Here is a 15,922-nt window from a genome sequence, read left to right as displayed (position 1 = left end):
TTTTATTCTTATTACGGTATGTGAAATTTATAAGTGAACGATTCAATCATAGAAAGATAAACTTTTTAAATACATGGTATAACTCATAAAATAATGATGCAGGTTAATTGAGGAGATATACTTACAAAAGGAGAATTGCGAATGTCTATAAACAAATGGTTATTTCGATTCATCGGTTTTCTTGTGATGCTTGTGGTAATAACAACTTTAAATTCCCTCAATGTATTTGCCTCAGTTAACAACTTGGCACAACCTATTGCGTCAGCGAAAGTGATTGAAGTTGAGCTAAACGATGATTACTTTAATCCAAACGTCATCACGATTCCAATTAACGAATCAACAACATTACTGTTGAAAAATAAAGGTAAGAGTGAGCATACCTTTACAATCAAAAAACTCGGTATTGATGTCGTCGTCGAGTCAGGAAAAGAAAAAAACATTACCGTGAAACCTAACAGTGCCGGTACATATGAATTAATATGTCGATACCATCTCCTCAAAGGAATGGAAGGTAAAGTAATCGTCAAATAAGAAGCAAACTCAACTGGACGATCTTTTAAAATAAAACTTAAATATTAAAAGATTTTATTAATATGGAAATAAAAAAGAAGTTCCAAAAGAGGAACTTCTTTTACTTAATTTCGATATCCGCAGAATGAATATGATGTACTTTTCCTTCATGGTCTTCTAGGAGCAATACACCATCCTCTGTAATTCCTTTTGCTATCCCTGTAATTGTCTCTCTCATCGTTCGAGCGTTAATTTCTTTCCCGATGCTTACAGCGTAACTTTCCCAAAGAATTTTAATGACAGAGAAACCATTTTGTAAATACTCTTCATATAGTTTTTCTAGTTGTAAAAAGATTTGTTGCATAAGCTCCGCACGAACAATTGGCTTACCAGATTCAATCGCTAAAGAAGTAGCAATATGCTGAATTTCCTCATCAAAATGTTCTTGCTTTTGATTCGCATTAATACCAATACCCATAATGACAGCATTAATTTTATCAGGATCGGCTTGCATTTCTGTTAATATTCCTACAGCCTTTTTCCCTTGAATTAAAATATCATTCGGCCATTTTATTCCTACGTTTACACCTGTGCACTTTTCAATTGCTTGCGCAACGCTAACAGCGGCTAACAAAGTAAGTTGTGGTGCATGTTGAACCGGGATTGATGGACGTAAAATAATACTCATCCAAATTCCTGTTCCTTTTGGTGAATGCCATTTTCTGCTTAAACGACCTCTACCCGCTGTTTGTTCTTCTGCCACAACAATTGTTCCTTCTTCTGCACCTTCATAAGCAAGCTTTGCTGCAATATGTTGCGTCGATTCAACGGACTCTTCAAAATACACTGTTCTACCAATATGTTTCGTTTGTAACCCTAACTGTATTTCATTCGCAGTCACTTTGTCTGGCTTACTTGCAATTCGATAACCTAATCGACGCACAGCTTCAAGTTCATATCCCTCATTCCGAAGGTCCTCCATATGTTTCCACACAGCAGTTCTTGAGCAACCAAGTTTATCACTAATCGTTTGACCAGATACAAACTCGCCATCCGCTTCCGAAAAAACTTGCAATAACTGCTTTCTTATAGTAGATTGCATTCTTGCAGCCACTCCCTTATACACTCTTTCTCATTTACTACGTTTCCTTGTACAATTGCTTCTTCAATTTTTTGAATCATTTCAGCAACCCACGGACCTGGCTTTTTATTTGCCCAGTTTAACAAATCATTCCCAGTCACATTCATCTCTTGTCGACTCTTAATTGGCAATGCTTGAAACAACGTTTGTACCCGGTTAACAGCTGTATGATCATAGCTTTCAATCATCGCTTCATATACTCTTTCTGCCATTTCAGCTATATGAATTCCCGTTTTATAAAGAAGAATTGTATCCCAATCCTTCTCCTTTCTCTTACGGATTGTTAATAAAACTGCGACGATATCTTTTATTTTTTTATTCGAAAACTTCCATTGACGTAAAAAGACAGCTGGATGTTCTTCTCCAATACAATATAAGAAAAACGCCCACGCCTCAATGTCTGCTTCAAAAGAATCCCATTTATACTGCGTAGCTTTTAACAATTTCTCTTCTGACATCTGTAAATATGGTAGATGAGAAAATAGTTTCGTTTCTACTAATTCTTTGAGAGCCTTCACACAATATGTGCCAGTTAACAGTTTTTCAAACTCCACTGTAATTCTCTCAATTGCTATATGTTCCAGCAAATGTCCATATGTTTCAATTGCTTGCTTCGTTTTCGTCTCTAAAGAAAAACCTAACGTACTTACGAACCGAATACCACGCATCATTCGCAGGGCATCTTCTTGAAACCGATCCGCAGCATTTCCCACTGTCACAATTTCTCTCTTTTGAATCGCTTCCTGTCCAGCAAATAAATCAACCATTTTTCCTTCTTCTGTCATTGCAATTGCATTCATTGTGAAATCACGACGTTTTAAATCCTCTTCTAATGAACGAACAAATTGAACACTACTAGGTCTTCGAAAGTCTTCATATTCACTCTCTGTTCGAAAAGTGGTTACCTCATAAGGCTCACCATTTTCTACGACAATTACAGTTCCATGTTCAAGACCAACAGGAACATGTCTTGGAAATATAGCCATCACTTCTTCTGGTAAAGCAGATGTCGCAATATCAATATCTCCAATCGGCCTATCGATAATAAGGTCTCTTACGCTTCCACCGACAAAGTAAGCCTCATGCCCTTGTTGCTTTAAAGTCTCAATAATAGAACTAGCTTTTTTAAATCTTTCCATTTTTGTCATCCCTTAGTACATCATAGTAAATCGTTTCATATTGTGAGACGATTTTTTCAGAGCGAAACTGCTCGTAAACACTTTCTCTTGCTCGCTCTCCCATATTACGGTGAAGTTCTTCATCCTTTAATAGCTGAATGGCTTGATCTGCCACTCCTGTTGTATCGCCAACTTCACATAAATATCCTGTATCACCATGTTGAATGACTTCTGGAATACCTCCAACCCTTGTTCCGATACAAGGTACACCACACGCCATCGCTTCTAATAAAACAAGACCAAAACTCTCCTTCTCTGATAAAAGCAACATTAAATCACTCATCGCAAGTAGTTCTGCAACATTATCTTGCTTCCCTAAGAATAAGACGCGATCTTCAATATGTAAATTTTTCACCAACTGTAAAATCGTGCAAAATTCTGGTCCATCTCCAACAAGAAGCAACTTCGCATCTACTTCTGTAACAATTTTAGCAAATGCCTGCACAACATCTTGCACACGTTTCACTTTACGGAAGTTTGAAATGTGAATGAGTATCTTTTCACTCTCACTTATACCGTATTCTTTCTTTAATTGGGTCATATCACGTTTGAAATATACACGTTCGTCTATAAAGTTATATACCGTTTGAATGTCTTTATTTGGTTTTACAAGCTCATGCGTTTCGTTAATTAATGAATGCGAGACAGCCGTCACAACATCAGATTGCTCAATACCAAAACGAATTAAATTATTTAGCGAAGGGTCGGATCCTAACACAGTAATATCTGTTCCATGCAAGGTTGTAACAATTTTAATACGCTCTCCAATCATTTGTTTTGCTAAATAAGCACAAATGGCATGTGGTATTGCGTAATGCACATGTAAAATGTCTAGGTTTTCTCTTTGTGCAACCTCTGCCATTTTACTCGCTAACGCTAAATCGTATGGTGGATATTGAAATACAGAGTATTGATTTACCGTCACTTCATGAAAATAAATGTTTGGATACACTTTATTTAACCGGAATGGTAAACCCGATGTAATAAAATGAATTTCATGCCCGCGTTCCGCTAATTGCTTTCCTAATTCTGTTCCAACAACTCCAGAACCACCTACAGAAGGATAACATGTAATACCTATTTTTAATTTCATTTACATCCCCCTATTAAATCAGCATGTAATAAAACCGGTTTCTTACTCATAAACCCTTCGGCATATAAAACTCCAACTTCTTTTCCAAACATTTTCTCACGAGCGACTACAGTTTCAACGTAACCTTCTGTTAACGGCGTTTTCACACCATCACTCCCTGTTGAAAACTGACTTTCATACGCTTCTAATGCTTCCACCTTTTGCGATACGTATTCACTAATATCTATACAAAAATTCGGTTTATGAAAACCATTAATCATATAATGATAAAAAGACTCCACACGATGTGGTGGGATTTCTGGCATATATTTACGAATTCCCGCTGAAAAAATAGCTTCTTCCACCAGTTTTGCACAATTTGCATGATCTGGATGACGATCTTCATAATACGGCGCAAAAACTAGTTTTGGTTTATATGTACGAATTACCTTTACAATTTCACGTATATACTCTTCTTTCATATACAAACCACGGTCTGGCATCGCTAAATTTAGTCTCGTTTTTACTCCCATTATACGAGCTGCCGCCTTCGCTTCTTCTTTTCTTAACTCTATCGTTCCGTTAGAAGAAAGATCAGCTTCTGTTAAATCACAAATACCTACTTCATACCCTTGCTTCGTATATTTAGCAATGGTACCCGCCATGCCGATTTCAACATCATCGGCATGGGCACCAAACGCTAATATATGTAATCCACTCATAATTGTTCCCCTCATTTTCTTAACTTGCGGTAATCTAAATCTCCTCGCTCTAATGCGTGCATTAACATTTCAGCACTTGCCATATTCGTCGCAAGTGGAATTGCATATACATCACATAAACGAAGCAATGCATTCACATCCGGTTCATGCGGTTGTGCTGTTAATGGATCGCGGAAGAAAATTACCATGTCTAAATCATTTTTTGCAATCATTGCACCAATTTCTTGATCGCCGCCAAGAGGACCAGATTGATATCTTGTTACAACTAAGCCGGTCGCTTCCATAATACGAAGTCCTGTCGTTCCTGTTGCAAATAATTCATGTTGTTCAAAAATTGGTTTATATGCGTATGCAAACGAAACCATGTCGTCTTTCTTTTTGTCATGTGCGATTAAGGCAATTTTCATCCGTTGTCTCCCCTTTAGTCGATAATATTTTCTAAACCGTACACAAGATGATCTAGATTCATTACTGTCTCAATTGATAGTTTTACACCAGACATAAATGATGCACGATTGAATGAATCATGACGAACTGTTAACATTTGTCCGTCTCCACCAAACATTACTTCTTGGTGTGCAATAAGTCCTGGTAAACGTACACTATGAATATGAATGCCGTCTACATTTGCACCACGAGCCCCTTCTAGTTGCTCTACTTCATTTGGATGACCTTGCTGCTTTGATTCACGATTTTGACGGATTAATTCTACTGTTTTTACCGCTGTACCAGATGGTGCATCTAGTTTTTGATCATGATGCAATTCAATTACTTCAACATCTTGGAAGTATTTCGCTGCCATTTGTGAGAATTTCATCATAAGAACTGCACCAATTGCAAAGTTTGGAGCGATAATTGTTCCTACTGCTTTTTCTTTCGCAGTCTCGGTTAATTGTTTTAGCTCTTCTTCTGTAAATCCAGTTGTACCAATAACAGAACGAAGTCCACGCTCAACTGCTAGTGTAACGTGTTGTTTCCCAACTTCTGGCGTTGTTAAATCTAACAACACATCTGCTTCTACTTCCTCTAAACAAGTATGTAAATCTGCGTAAATAGGTGCATCTAGCGCTGGCATTCCCGGTAAATCAGAGATTTTCTCTCCACCATGCTTATAATCCACTGCTGCTACTAAATTAAAATGTTCCGTTCTTTCCATAAGAAGAACTGCTTCATGTCCCATACGTCCTCTTGGTCCAGCGATAATTACTTTAATTTCTTTCATTATTCTTTCTCTCCCTCATCAATACGTGTCCAGCGATCTTTATCGCGAGTATTAAATTTATTCATTACAATGTTATGTGCTGTTTCTAAATCAATATTTAAACTATTTGCCATACAAATCATAACAAATAATACATCTCCAAGCTCTTCTTCAATACTACGTTCTTTTTCAGTTGTTTTCTTCGGTTTCTCACCATAATAATGATTCACCTCTCTTGCAAGCTCCCCCATTTCTTCCGTTAAACGAGCCATCATTGCAAGTGGACTGAAATAACCTTCTTTAAACTGACCAATATATGCATCAACTTCTTTCTGCATATCCTTCATCGTTTTCGCTTCCATACAATTCACCTCTAATCCTTCCTCTTTCATGTTAGCCAATTCATCGCGATTTGACAAATATTATTCCCCGCTAAACACCTATTTGCGACCCTTTTTGGGAAAGATTATAATAAAGTGAAACTTCTTTTGCGTTTTTGGCAAAAAATCAACCAGAACCAATCGATTTTTATAGCCTTCACTATTTTCACTAGCAACTAGAAATTACTTATCATTATGTTTTATCGTTTCAGCGGAGCAATGCCATTTACATAATTAGGGGGATTTCTATATGACATCAAATTTGAAGATTCGAAATATCATTTTTATTTTAATCGGTTCCGCTATTTTTTCTTTCGGTATTGTGAATATCAATATTGAAAATCACCTTGCAGAAGGTGGATTTACCGGTATTACACTATTATTGTATTTTCTATTTAAGTTTGACCCTTCTTATTCAAACTTAATTTTAAATATCCCTATATTTTTTATTGGTTGGAAGTTACTTGGAAGAGCGACATTTATATATACACTAATCGGCACCTTTAGCGTATCTTTATTTCTATGGATTTTTCAGCGTTACGAAGTTCTCAACTTACATGTAAACTTACAAAATGATATGACACTCGCAGCTTTATTTGCTGGGGCATTTATTGGTATCGGTCTTGGGATCATATTTAAATACGGCGGAACTACTGGCGGTGTAGATATTATTGCGAGACTCGCTCATAAATATGTTGGCTGGAGTATGGGGAAAACGATGTTTATGTTTGATGCTATCGTCATTATCGTCTCTATCCTTACCTATTTATCATATCGCGAGGGTATGTATACGTTAGTTGCTGTTTTTATCGGGGCGAAAGTCATTGATTTTATGCAAGAAGGAGCCTATGCAGCAAAAGGAGCAACTATTATCTCCGATAAAAACGATGAAATTGCTGCTAAAATTTTATCTGAGATGGAGCGCGGAGCGACCTTTTTAAAAGCTGTTGGATCGTATACAAAAGTGGAACGGAACGTATTGTATTGCGTTGTGGCTAAAAATGAAATCGTGAAATTAAAAAATATTATTACTTCTGTAGATCCTCATGCATTTGTTGCAGTAAGTGACGTACATGATGTAGTTGGTGAAGGTTTTACGTTGGATGAAAATAAAAACCCATTACATACATAAACACAACTAGAAAAGCTTTTTAGCTTTTCTAGTTTTTTATTACGTATTGCTTAAGTTTCTCTAAATCCTCATAAATAAGCTCCAATAAGCCCCGATTATAAAAAATGGAAGCAGGATGGAAGGTCGGAAAAATATGATATTCTTTCTCTGACCATGTAAATTCTGCACTTTGCATATCCTTTAATTTTTGAATGGGCTGTTTTAATAATTGTCCGTGCACATCTGTAATCTTTTTATCTTTTCCTGCTAAACGTTGAAGACCGATATTGCCAAGCGTGACGATAAGCTTCGGATTTATTTTCTCTAATTCATAATCTAACAACGGTGCATGGGCAACTATTTCTCCTTGATTTGGCGTTCTATTATACTTTTTTTGTATGATTTCACCATTTCGTTCTTTTTTCTCTCGCCACTTATAAGGTCTACTCCGAACAGCACTCGTAATATATACTTCTTCCCTTGTAACGTGAATACGTTCTAAAAAACCCATTAATTGTTTTCCGGCTCTCCCGCTAAACGGAATCCCATTATGAATTTCTGTTTCACCAGGCGCTTCTCCTAACAACATAAATTTCGGATTTTCAGGGCCTTGTCCACTTAAAAAACCTTCTAATTGATAAGGAGCACTACGCTCTTTCACCTGTTTTACTAAATGGTCTGGATATTTCATTTCCCCACCGCCTTTCCGCATTACTTCTATTATTTCTATTTGCAATACATTATATAATTCAATCCACAAAACAAAAAAGACTATCAAAATTGATAGTCTTTAGTCGTCGCTACGCTGCATACCAGTATAAATTAATACGAGACGTAATAATTCAAATACCGCTACGGCTGCAGCTGCTACATATGTTAATGCTGCCGCATTTAATACTTTACGAGCTTGGCCATATTCATCTGTTGATACGATTCCTAACGCTTCAATTTGTTGCATCGCACGCTTTGATGCATCAAACTCAACTGGTAATGTAACGAGTTGGAACACAACACCTGCTGCCATTAAAATGATACCTAAAAATATCATGTTGGCCATCGATGCAAAAATACCGATCATAATAAATATCCAAGAAATATTTGAACCAAAGTTCGCAACTGGCACTAACGAATGACGAATACGCATAAAGTTATAATCTTTTGCATCTTGAATTGCGTGTCCTACTTCGTGTGCTGCAACTGCTGTACCAGCAACTGAATGACCGTAATAGTTATCTGTTGATAATCGAACTGTTTTGGCAGTTGGATCATAATGGTCTGATAAATGACCTGGTGTTTCTTCTACAGCTACGTTGTATAATCCATTTTCATCTAAGATTTTCCGAGCCACTTCTGCTCCTGTCATACCTGATGTTGAATAAACTTGTGAATACTTGCTATAGGCACTACGTACTTTTGACTGTGCATACAACGGTATGATCAAAATGATCGCGAAGTAAATTAAATAAAACATCATGAACCTCCATTGAAGTTTTAATTATAGTACTTCTCATTCTATTTTCTTCTGCCACCATTGTCAATGAATAAACCTTACAATCCGAATCTTTATTTATTACATTATCTATTCTTAGAATGTACATTACTTTTTCTTTTTTCTCTCTCTCCTTTATACTTTCTCCACCCAACATAAGTTAATGTGAATAAAATAAGACCTCCAGTAATTGTCATAAACCAAATGAGAGAAGGTGCAATTTCATCTTTTTTTACTGTATGAAATATTTTTTGCAAATCTCCTTTAATGATTCCTAATTGCATTTGCCCACCTTTTGTTTTTAACATAACGTTACGAAATTCATCTAAATAAGATAAATGGGCATTTACACGCTGCACTTCATTTTCTGGCAAGGCAATCATTAAGCTTGGATAAATAATATTAAATTCATGTAAAAATGTGTTTAACGTTTGTTGAAACTGTCCCGTATCTTCTTTTTTCATCGCTTTTTCCATTTGATAAAAGGCATCCATTACTTTTCCTTCTCTTTCCATCCAAAGTGGTTGATATTTCGATACTTGCGCATCGACAGCGAGCTGCAGGGCTAACACATTATCAATTTTAACTTGTTTCCTTACATCTTCTTCCGCGAGAGATTGTTTCGCCTTGTCGTAAGCTAAAGAAATAACTCTAACTTGATCTGGCGTTACTTCCTGCTTCTTTTCATTCCCCTTTATTACAAACTGCTCCGAGAAATGTTGCAGTACTTGTACTGCTTTTTCATCTTCATTACGCTTCACTAATTGTAATGAGTCATCTAACAACCCTGTTAGTTCACTCCACTCCTCAGCATATATACGTAACGGAAACATGATAATTAGAAATGCAATCAGTCCAATTAATGTTCTCTTCATCACGGTCCCCCCTATAACTACTAGTACAAAATATGTTAATGTGGACAAGAATAGAACAGAACTGGACCGAAAAATATATTATCGTTTTACAAACAAAAAAAATTCTCTTTAAACAGAGAATTTTTCTTTTGAAATCCTTTTCTTTTTTACGAAATATTTATACAAGCTATAACAAATTATGCTACCACATAAAATAAATAATAAAATAGCACACGCTGCATGCATAAAAAACTCTTCTGGTAACATTAATATAATCGGATCCTTCTCAGGATCAAAAACCCAATAATCATTACTGAATAAAAGCTTATGGAATATCACAAAACTCTTTTCAAAATTAATAACAATCGGTAACATTAACGCTATTGGAAAAATGATTGTTAAAATAGATCCATGTAGTAAAAACTTTTCATTTTTCTTTTTTAACAAATACATGCCGCCTACTATTGCAATTATAATTGTCGCATACATTACATATTGAATCTTTACTAAAATGTTTTTCACATCTACAAAATGAACACGGCCATTTGTAGACATATCTAGTGTTGGCAAATGTAATGCTCCGTCATAAAATGGCGATAAATATGTGATAAGCACATCATAATTTCTTTTAATATCATCCTTCGTCATATCTGCTAAATCTGGAATGTTCAAAAAATCAATTTCAAAATAATATAGCCATTTTCCATATACAACCGCCGTTGTTGCGAGTGCAAATATAGAAAATGCTATGCTATATGAAACAATTATCGTAATCAATCGATCCAATATTTTTGTACCACTCGTATTTTTCTTCATTTTCTCCCCCTACATATTCTAACTATCATAAAGAAAACTGTTTTCGATTCTCACGTAAGCAATAATAATATGTCATACAAAGCACAGCAATGCTTAACCAGAACGTAAAATAACCAATTTCTCCTACAAACAAATGCATAATTCCGTATCTCGGCATTTGCCAGAACAAATAATCAATTGCATCATTATGTAATGTCCATATAGCGGCTACCGCAAAATGCCATTTTTTTATACGGTAAAACGGTGCATATAGCACTGCTTGTACTGCCATCGCAAAATGCGAAAGCATTAACATATACCCGATAAGGCCAATAGGACCTTTTACATAGATCATAACCCCATTTACAACAACAGCCCATATACCATATTTTATTAAAGTAACAATCGCTAGCGCCTCTATTAATCCCCAATTTCTCTTTATTAAAAAAGCGATTAAAACAAAGACAAAAAAAAGACTTGCCATAGGACTATCGGGTACAAACGGCCAAAATATAGGTAAAGTTTCTTTTAATTGATTTCCATACCATATGAATCCGTATATTGTACCTAATATGTTAACAACTAATAAAAATAATAATACGGAGCGTTGCCTTAACATTGCATACAAGTAAACCAAGCTGTATGTCCAACACCTTTCATTCTTTCATCAAACTCTACTCTATTATATAGTAAACTTTCTATCATCAAAATAAAAAGCTGACTACAAATTTTGTAGTCAGCTTTTTATTATTTTTTATTATACTTTGCAACGAATTCCGAAAGCTTCTTCAGTTCCTCATCTGTACCTTTAAATACACCTTTAGGCATGGAACCTTTTCCCTCTTTCGCAATTTTAGCAATTTCTTCTGGCTTCAAAGTTAAATTTTGCAGTGCTGGTGCTGCTGCGCCGCCCTGTAAATTGTCACCGTGACATGTTAAACAAGTATTTTTTTGCATTAATTTATAACCGTCATCATTTTTATCAACTGGTGCTGTTTTTACAATTGCTCCTTGTTTTTTTGCAGCTTCCCAGTCGTGGTGTGCTACAGATTCCCAAGTTAAAAAGATAATCGATGCAACTGCTAAAAGCATAAATCCCGTTGCTACAGGACGCTTCAATGGGCGTCTTTCTGGGCCTCGATCAAGAAATGGAGCTAACAGTAATGCGCCAAACGCAATCCCTGGCATAATGAACGCTCCAATTACAGTAAATGAGCCAGAAGCATAAGAATACTTTAATAACTGATACAAGAATAAGAAATACCAATCTGGAAGTGGTATATACCCAGCATCAGTTGGATCCGCCATTCTTTCAAGCGGTGACGGATGCGCCACTGTTAAACATAAATAACCGATTAAAAAAACTGCACCAACCATCCATTCTTTTAACAAGAAGTTCGGCCAAAATGCTTCTGTTTTCCCTGGGTATTCCGAATAGTCTTTTGGAATATTTGGTTTCCGAGCTACTGGTACCCGAGAATCTCCTACAAACTTCATCCCTTTGCCGCGATGCATAATCTCCCTCCTTTAGTTCTTTCCCCTTTAATTTAGCAATCTCTTATAGTGGACCGGAAATACCTTGTTTGCGAATCATGATGAAGTGGAAGGCCATTAAACCTAGAAGTGCTGCTGGTAAGAAGAAGACGTGAATAGCAAAGAAGCGAGTTAATGTTTGAGCGCCAACAATTTCGGAATGACCAGCGAGTAATGTTTTAATGTAAGGACCAATGAGCGGCGTTTGCTCTGCAATTTGAATCCCTACTTTCGTAGCAAATAACGCTTTCATATCCCACGGTAATAAATATCCGGTAAAACCAAGACCTAACATAACAAAGAAAATAAGAACACCAACAATCCAGTTTAGCTCACGAGGCTTTTTATACGCACCCTGGAAGAAAACTCTAAGTGTATGTAAAAACATCATTACAATGACGAGACTAGCACCCCAGTGGTGCATACCACGAACAATTTGCCCATATGCAACTTCATTTTGCAAATAATAAACCGATTCCCAAGCATTTTTAATATCAGGCACATAATACATCGTCAAAAACATTCCAGATAAAATTTGAATTACAGTAACGAAAAAGGTAAGTCCGCCAAAGCAATAAACGAATGCAGAAAAGTGATGTGCCGGGTTTACATGTTCAGGTACTTCATGATCAGCGATATCACGCCATATTGGTGTAATATCTAACCTTTCATCTACCCAATCATAAATTTTATTTAGCATCTACTTTGCACCCCCTCTTGGCTTCGCTTTTCCTAAGTACAGCGTTCCATCTTTCACTTTAGATTCGTATACATCAAGTGGAGCAAGGGGCGGCGTGCCTTTAATGTTTATCCCGTCTTTTGTGTAACGGCCCCCGTGACATGGACAAAAGAATTGATTCGGATGTGCTTTGTCCGAATTCCAGTTCACTGTACATCCTAAATGTTTACATACTGGAGAGAATGCAACAATGTCTCCGCTTTCATCTTTATGAACCCAAGCTGATTTTGGCTCTTCGGACTTGTACCAACCATCAACCTGCTTCACCTTAAAGTCGAAACGTTTCGGCTCTGTTGTAATATCCTTTACTTGTGCAACAGCAACCATATCCGTTCCCGCTTCTTTTCTTAACACCGGATCAAGCGCAAATCGCGTCATCGGCATTAAAATACCAGCTGCCATAAAGCCTCCTACCCCTGTAAGGGTGTAATTTAAAAACTGTCTTCTTGACACACGATGTTCTTTCTCGCTCACGAAAATTTCCCCCCTCTATCAGAAATTGTCCCCTCGTGATAAATTATATAAAAAATAAAAACTAGGACACTATCATGATATAATACGCTCATGCACAGGTCAATATCATACTACTCATAATAATAAGAACTTTCTGTTTATTATTATTTTCCCCATTTTTCTTCTAACATTACCATTATATTTTTTATATGTGCATGAATCACTTCTCTTTTCGCTTGATCACTAAATTGTTCTAACGCTAATGAAGGAAACCAAAATAAATCTCCCTGCAATTCTTGCATATCTTCTTTCCATGAAAAATCACTTGTAACATAAGCAATATGCTTAAAACCTTGCTTTTTCAAATGATTTGTCCATTCTTGCAAACGACCTTTTTCGTTTTTTTGACTTTCTACTAGATACGTAAATGCAGGTAATAAAAGCACTCTTCCTTTATATTCTCTTTCTAGCTCCATACTCAACAATTCGATAAATTCCCCTTGTTCTACTACCATTTTCATTTCTTTCGCTGCTGAAATTGATAAAAGTGGTATAACACCCGTATCTACATATTCTCTTGCTTGCTCAAACTGTTCCACATCTTTTACAATCCATTTCAAATGTCTTCCCTCCCCCGTCTATAAATGACAGAACTTTCACTTTATATATATTAAACCATACTAAAAGAGGTAAAAAAAGAAAAACTACCTATATTAAGGTAGTTTTTCTTGAAAAAGTCTGAAATTTGTAAAATTTTATGAATCCAAATGAATTCTATAACATCTTTAACTCCGCTGTTAACCTATGAAACGCTTCCTTATCTTGCTTATCCAGCGCTTCATCAATTTGTTTCAAAAGACGTTCTCTTCTAAAAGAAAATACACTTTCTTCTAAAAATCTTTCTGCAAGTAAACGATCTTTTTCATTTACTTCAATGTGCTTTGGTAAATACGGGTTTTCTTCTAATACAGCTACGTAATTGGCATTTTGAAACGATGATTTAAAATTGAGTTGAATATAAATATCCTCATCTCGATTTAAACGAATATCATGAAACGATTTTTCAGCATCTGTTGTCATAACATTTTGTTTAAAAAAGTGAAACGGTGTGTCTTTTACACAATTCGCGGACATTACTAAGCCACGCGGACAATATTTTGCATGCTCTACGAAGTGGACTTTATGCATCAATTGGTCGTGACTCATTAAATAATTCAAAATCCATACACATTCACGCTGTTTCAGTTGGTAATTATTCAAAAACCATTTTACAAAATCCTTCTTCTCGTTTACAGAAACAGGGGTATTCATAGCAATTAAGTCCCTCCTCTGTCTTTCTCTTTTCTTTTTAGATTCAAGAAGCGGTATTCAGTTTCCTTCCAACTTATGAAAAATCCTCTAAATTATATAACAATTCTTCAATATGAATTTGTGTCGGGTCTAGTTGTATTAACTGAGTAAATACTTCTTTCGCCTCTTTTCGCATACCTTCTTCCAATAAGAAATAACCGTACTCTTCCAAGAAGTCTGGATGATTCTTAAAAGAAGTATATGCACTTTCATAGTGTTTTAATGCATCCGAATACATTTCTAATTGTTTTTTTGCAAACGCAAGATCCCAAAGTAGTTGTGTATCTGGTTCTCCGCTATCGATAGCACGCTCTACAACGGCAATTAGCTCTTCATACTTTTCTTGTTCCTTTAAGATATATGCATATTTTAATGTTGCACCTAAATGTCCTGGATCTAACTCAAGCGCTTTTTGAAGCACTTCCTCTGCTTCCGCTATTTTCCCTAATTTCGCTGCAATGTTCGCTAATTCTACATAGAATGGTACAGAAAGTTCATCTACTTTAATTCCTTCATGAAGTGTTTCATAGCTTTCTTGAAGCATTCCTTCTTTTTCATAGCTTTTCGCTAAATACATGTAAAGGGATGCATACTCAGGATCTAATTCTTTCAGTTCTTGCCAAGCACCAATTGCTCTTTGGTATTCTTCACCTTGGTATAATGTGAAGGCATATCCAAACAATGAGTGAATATCTTTTTGTTCTTCTAAACCTGCTTCGTAGTAAGAAATCGCCTCTTCCCAATTTCCAATGGCACTTAACGTTTCTCCAAGGCGCAGTGCAATGACAACACCACCCATTACTTTATGCTCCGCTAATAGCGACTCATAATAAGTAATTGCCTTTTGTTCTTCACCTTTACTACTATATAACTCTGCTAATCCAAACGTAATGACAGGCTCGTCAGGCATCATTTCTTTCGCCTTTAATAGTTTTTGTTCTGCTACATCATCGAAACCTTGCATTTGGAATAAATCCGCTACAAGTAATAACGATTGAACATATAAATCATCATTTTCCGGAATATCATGAAGTACTTCAATCGCTTCATCTTCTTTATCTAGATCAATATATAATTCTGCTAAAAATACAGTGAATTCACTTTCCTCTGGATACAATAAACGCAAATCTTCTGTAATAGCTAACGCTTCATCCGTAAATCCAAGAGTATGATAATAGCGAGCAATATCATACTTCTCTTCATCATTCGCAATTTTTAATTGCTCTTTTAATAATTGTAATCCTTTTTCCGCTTCACCATTTTCAATATATGAAACAGCTTGTTCAAACTTTTGCATAAACGTCTCCTTTAATTCTAAAAAATATTCTTTTCTGTTCATTTACCCTGCTATTAACGGGCAGTAAGACCCCACCTCAAAATTCAGCTAGGGCAAA

20 protein-coding genes are annotated in these 15,922 nt (G+C 36.0%); 2 read left to right on the top strand and 18 right to left on the bottom strand.

All coding sequences use genetic code 11. The features are described from left to right. Positions 1–141 precede the first annotated feature (141 nt). Complete coding sequence (locus ACTFR9_RS00410; protein WP_000026412.1) at positions 142–531, top strand: cupredoxin domain-containing protein; 390 nt, start codon at positions 142–144, stop codon at positions 529–531. A 100-nt stretch (positions 532–631) separates the two neighbouring features. On the opposite strand, the gene ACTFR9_RS00405 is transcribed toward ACTFR9_RS00410, so the two are convergent. Genes ACTFR9_RS00405 through ACTFR9_RS00375 form a run of 7 tightly spaced genes read right to left on the bottom strand, consistent with a single transcriptional unit; the run spans position 632 to position 6,186 of the window. Further along, on the bottom strand, positions 632–1,612 hold the full coding sequence (locus ACTFR9_RS00405) for a biotin--[acetyl-CoA-carboxylase] ligase (protein ID WP_001192048.1): 981 nt from the start codon (positions 1,610–1,612) through the stop codon (positions 632–634). Next, complete coding sequence (locus tag ACTFR9_RS00400; RefSeq protein ID WP_440048931.1) at positions 1,597–2,790, bottom strand: CCA tRNA nucleotidyltransferase; 1,194 nt, start codon at positions 2,788–2,790, stop codon at positions 1,597–1,599. Before ACTFR9_RS00400 ends, ACTFR9_RS00405 begins: the two co-directional genes overlap by 16 nt. Beyond that, the gene (gene bshA / locus ACTFR9_RS00395) at positions 2,777–3,922 is read right to left on the bottom strand and encodes an N-acetyl-alpha-D-glucosaminyl L-malate synthase BshA (RefSeq protein WP_000768296.1); all 1,146 of its coding nucleotides are present in this window, start codon (positions 3,920–3,922) and stop codon (positions 2,777–2,779) included. The genes ACTFR9_RS00400 and bshA overlap by 14 nt, the downstream gene beginning before the upstream one ends. After that, positions 3,919–4,623 (bottom strand): bacillithiol biosynthesis deacetylase BshB1, encoded by a 705-nt coding sequence (bshB1, locus tag ACTFR9_RS00390; RefSeq protein ID WP_070805624.1) that lies wholly within the window; start codon positions 4,621–4,623, stop codon positions 3,919–3,921. Before bshB1 ends, bshA begins: the two co-directional genes overlap by 4 nt. Positions 4,624–4,634: 11 nt before the next feature. Next, a complete protein-coding gene (gene mgsA, locus ACTFR9_RS00385; RefSeq protein ID WP_000684755.1) occupies positions 4,635–5,030 on the bottom strand; it encodes a methylglyoxal synthase in 396 nt (131 codons plus the stop codon). 14 nt (positions 5,031–5,044) lie between these two features. Then, positions 5,045–5,845, bottom strand: a complete 801-nt coding sequence (dapB, locus tag ACTFR9_RS00380) for a dihydrodipicolinate reductase (RefSeq protein WP_000658802.1) — start codon at positions 5,843–5,845, stop codon at positions 5,045–5,047. After that, complete coding sequence (locus ACTFR9_RS00375; RefSeq protein WP_002108639.1) at positions 5,845–6,186, bottom strand: nucleotide pyrophosphohydrolase; 342 nt, start codon at positions 6,184–6,186, stop codon at positions 5,845–5,847. Before ACTFR9_RS00375 ends, dapB begins: the two co-directional genes overlap by 1 nt. Positions 6,187–6,454: 268 nt before the next feature. Here ACTFR9_RS00375 and ACTFR9_RS00370 point away from each other — a divergent pair, with 268 nt between their 5' ends. Continuing rightward, on the top strand, positions 6,455–7,336 hold the full coding sequence (locus ACTFR9_RS00370; protein WP_000203301.1) for a YitT family protein: 882 nt from the start codon (positions 6,455–6,457) through the stop codon (positions 7,334–7,336). 28 nt (positions 7,337–7,364) lie between these two features. Here the strand turns inward: ACTFR9_RS00370 and ACTFR9_RS00365 are convergent, their stop codons facing one another. From ACTFR9_RS00365 to ACTFR9_RS00315, 11 genes are all read right to left on the bottom strand, one after another. Continuing rightward, positions 7,365–8,006, bottom strand: a complete 642-nt coding sequence (locus ACTFR9_RS00365; RefSeq protein WP_000876851.1) for a uracil-DNA glycosylase — start codon at positions 8,004–8,006, stop codon at positions 7,365–7,367. A 99-nt stretch (positions 8,007–8,105) separates the two neighbouring features. Next, positions 8,106–8,786, bottom strand: a complete 681-nt coding sequence (locus ACTFR9_RS00360) for a zinc metallopeptidase (RefSeq protein WP_000499536.1) — start codon at positions 8,784–8,786, stop codon at positions 8,106–8,108. 104 nt (positions 8,787–8,890) lie between these two features. Beyond that, a complete protein-coding gene (ypjB, locus tag ACTFR9_RS00355; RefSeq protein ID WP_073536398.1) occupies positions 8,891–9,679 on the bottom strand; it encodes a sporulation protein YpjB in 789 nt (262 codons plus the stop codon). Between the two features lie 108 nt (positions 9,680–9,787). Further along, positions 9,788–10,474: a lipoprotein intramolecular transacylase Lit gene (gene lit / locus ACTFR9_RS00350; RefSeq protein WP_000742533.1), complete on the bottom strand. Its 687-nt coding sequence runs from the start codon at positions 10,472–10,474 to the stop codon at positions 9,788–9,790. 25 nt (positions 10,475–10,499) lie between these two features. After that, positions 10,500–11,090 carry a DUF1405 domain-containing protein gene (locus ACTFR9_RS00345; protein WP_000262820.1) on the bottom strand — a complete coding sequence of 197 codons (591 nt, stop codon included), beginning with the start codon at positions 11,088–11,090 and terminating at the stop codon, positions 10,500–10,502. Positions 11,091–11,200: 110 nt separating this feature from the next. Next, on the bottom strand, positions 11,201–11,968 hold the full coding sequence (gene qcrC, locus ACTFR9_RS00340) for a menaquinol-cytochrome c reductase cytochrome b/c subunit (protein WP_000554606.1): 768 nt from the start codon (positions 11,966–11,968) through the stop codon (positions 11,201–11,203). Positions 11,969–12,011: 43 nt separating this feature from the next. Continuing rightward, a complete protein-coding gene (gene qcrB, locus ACTFR9_RS00335; protein ID WP_000932700.1) occupies positions 12,012–12,686 on the bottom strand; it encodes a menaquinol-cytochrome c reductase cytochrome b subunit in 675 nt (224 codons plus the stop codon). Further along, entirely contained in the window at positions 12,687–13,199 is a 513-nt protein-coding gene (gene qcrA, locus ACTFR9_RS00330) for a menaquinol-cytochrome c reductase iron-sulfur subunit (RefSeq protein ID WP_001290418.1), read from the bottom strand. A gap of 143 nt (positions 13,200–13,342) precedes the next feature. Beyond that, positions 13,343–13,798: a YpiF family protein gene (locus tag ACTFR9_RS00325; RefSeq protein ID WP_000871307.1), complete on the bottom strand. Its 456-nt coding sequence runs from the start codon at positions 13,796–13,798 to the stop codon at positions 13,343–13,345. Between the two features lie 154 nt (positions 13,799–13,952). Further along, positions 13,953–14,489 (bottom strand): ReoY family proteolytic degradation factor, encoded by a 537-nt coding sequence (locus ACTFR9_RS00320; protein WP_001095923.1) that lies wholly within the window; start codon positions 14,487–14,489, stop codon positions 13,953–13,955. A 73-nt stretch (positions 14,490–14,562) separates the two neighbouring features. After that, the gene (locus tag ACTFR9_RS00315; RefSeq protein ID WP_001168676.1) at positions 14,563–15,825 is read right to left on the bottom strand and encodes a tetratricopeptide repeat protein; all 1,263 of its coding nucleotides are present in this window, start codon (positions 15,823–15,825) and stop codon (positions 14,563–14,565) included. Positions 15,826–15,922: the final 97 nt, after the last annotated feature.

The organism is Bacillus cereus group sp. MYBK222-1 (assembly GCF_051916425.1).
Lineage (GTDB): Bacteria > Bacillota > Bacilli > Bacillales > Bacillaceae_G > Bacillus_A > Bacillus_A paranthracis.
This window is presented reverse-complemented; position numbering and strand designations above follow the sequence as displayed.

What these genes read in the sequence shown, in the direction of transcription:
- ACTFR9_RS00410 (WP_000026412.1), top strand. Translation starts at nt 142, where the DNA reads ATGTCTATAAACAAATGGTTATTTCGATTCATCGGTTTTCTTGTGATG.
- ACTFR9_RS00405 (WP_001192048.1), bottom strand. Translation starts at nt 1,612, where the DNA reads ATGCAATCTACTATAAGAAAGCAGTTATTGCAAGTTTTTTCGGAAGCG.
- ACTFR9_RS00400 (WP_440048931.1), bottom strand. Translation starts at nt 2,790, where the DNA reads ATGGAAAGATTTAAAAAAGCTAGTTCTATTATTGAGACTTTAAAGCAA.
- bshA (WP_000768296.1), bottom strand. Translation starts at nt 3,922, where the DNA reads ATGAAATTAAAAATAGGTATTACATGTTATCCTTCTGTAGGTGGTTCT.
- bshB1 (WP_070805624.1), bottom strand. Translation starts at nt 4,623, where the DNA reads ATGAGTGGATTACATATATTAGCGTTTGGTGCCCATGCCGATGATGTT.
- mgsA (WP_000684755.1), bottom strand. Translation starts at nt 5,030, where the DNA reads ATGAAAATTGCCTTAATCGCACATGACAAAAAGAAAGACGACATGGTT.
- dapB (WP_000658802.1), bottom strand. Translation starts at nt 5,845, where the DNA reads ATGAAAGAAATTAAAGTAATTATCGCTGGACCAAGAGGACGTATGGGA.
- ACTFR9_RS00375 (WP_002108639.1), bottom strand. Translation starts at nt 6,186, where the DNA reads ATGGAAGCGAAAACGATGAAGGATATGCAGAAAGAAGTTGATGCATAT.
- ACTFR9_RS00370 (WP_000203301.1), top strand. Translation starts at nt 6,455, where the DNA reads ATGACATCAAATTTGAAGATTCGAAATATCATTTTTATTTTAATCGGT.
- ACTFR9_RS00365 (WP_000876851.1), bottom strand. Translation starts at nt 8,006, where the DNA reads ATGAAATATCCAGACCATTTAGTAAAACAGGTGAAAGAGCGTAGTGCT.
- ACTFR9_RS00360 (WP_000499536.1), bottom strand. Translation starts at nt 8,786, where the DNA reads ATGTTTTATTTAATTTACTTCGCGATCATTTTGATCATACCGTTGTAT.
- ypjB (WP_073536398.1), bottom strand. Translation starts at nt 9,679, where the DNA reads ATGAAGAGAACATTAATTGGACTGATTGCATTTCTAATTATCATGTTT.
- lit (WP_000742533.1), bottom strand. Translation starts at nt 10,474, where the DNA reads ATGAAGAAAAATACGAGTGGTACAAAAATATTGGATCGATTGATTACG.
- qcrC (WP_000554606.1), bottom strand. Translation starts at nt 11,968, where the DNA reads ATGCATCGCGGCAAAGGGATGAAGTTTGTAGGAGATTCTCGGGTACCA.
- qcrB (WP_000932700.1), bottom strand. Translation starts at nt 12,686, where the DNA reads ATGCTAAATAAAATTTATGATTGGGTAGATGAAAGGTTAGATATTACA.
- ACTFR9_RS00320 (WP_001095923.1), bottom strand. Translation starts at nt 14,489, where the DNA reads ATGAATACCCCTGTTTCTGTAAACGAGAAGAAGGATTTTGTAAAATGG.
- ACTFR9_RS00315 (WP_001168676.1), bottom strand. Translation starts at nt 15,825, where the DNA reads ATGCAAAAGTTTGAACAAGCTGTTTCATATATTGAAAATGGTGAAGCG.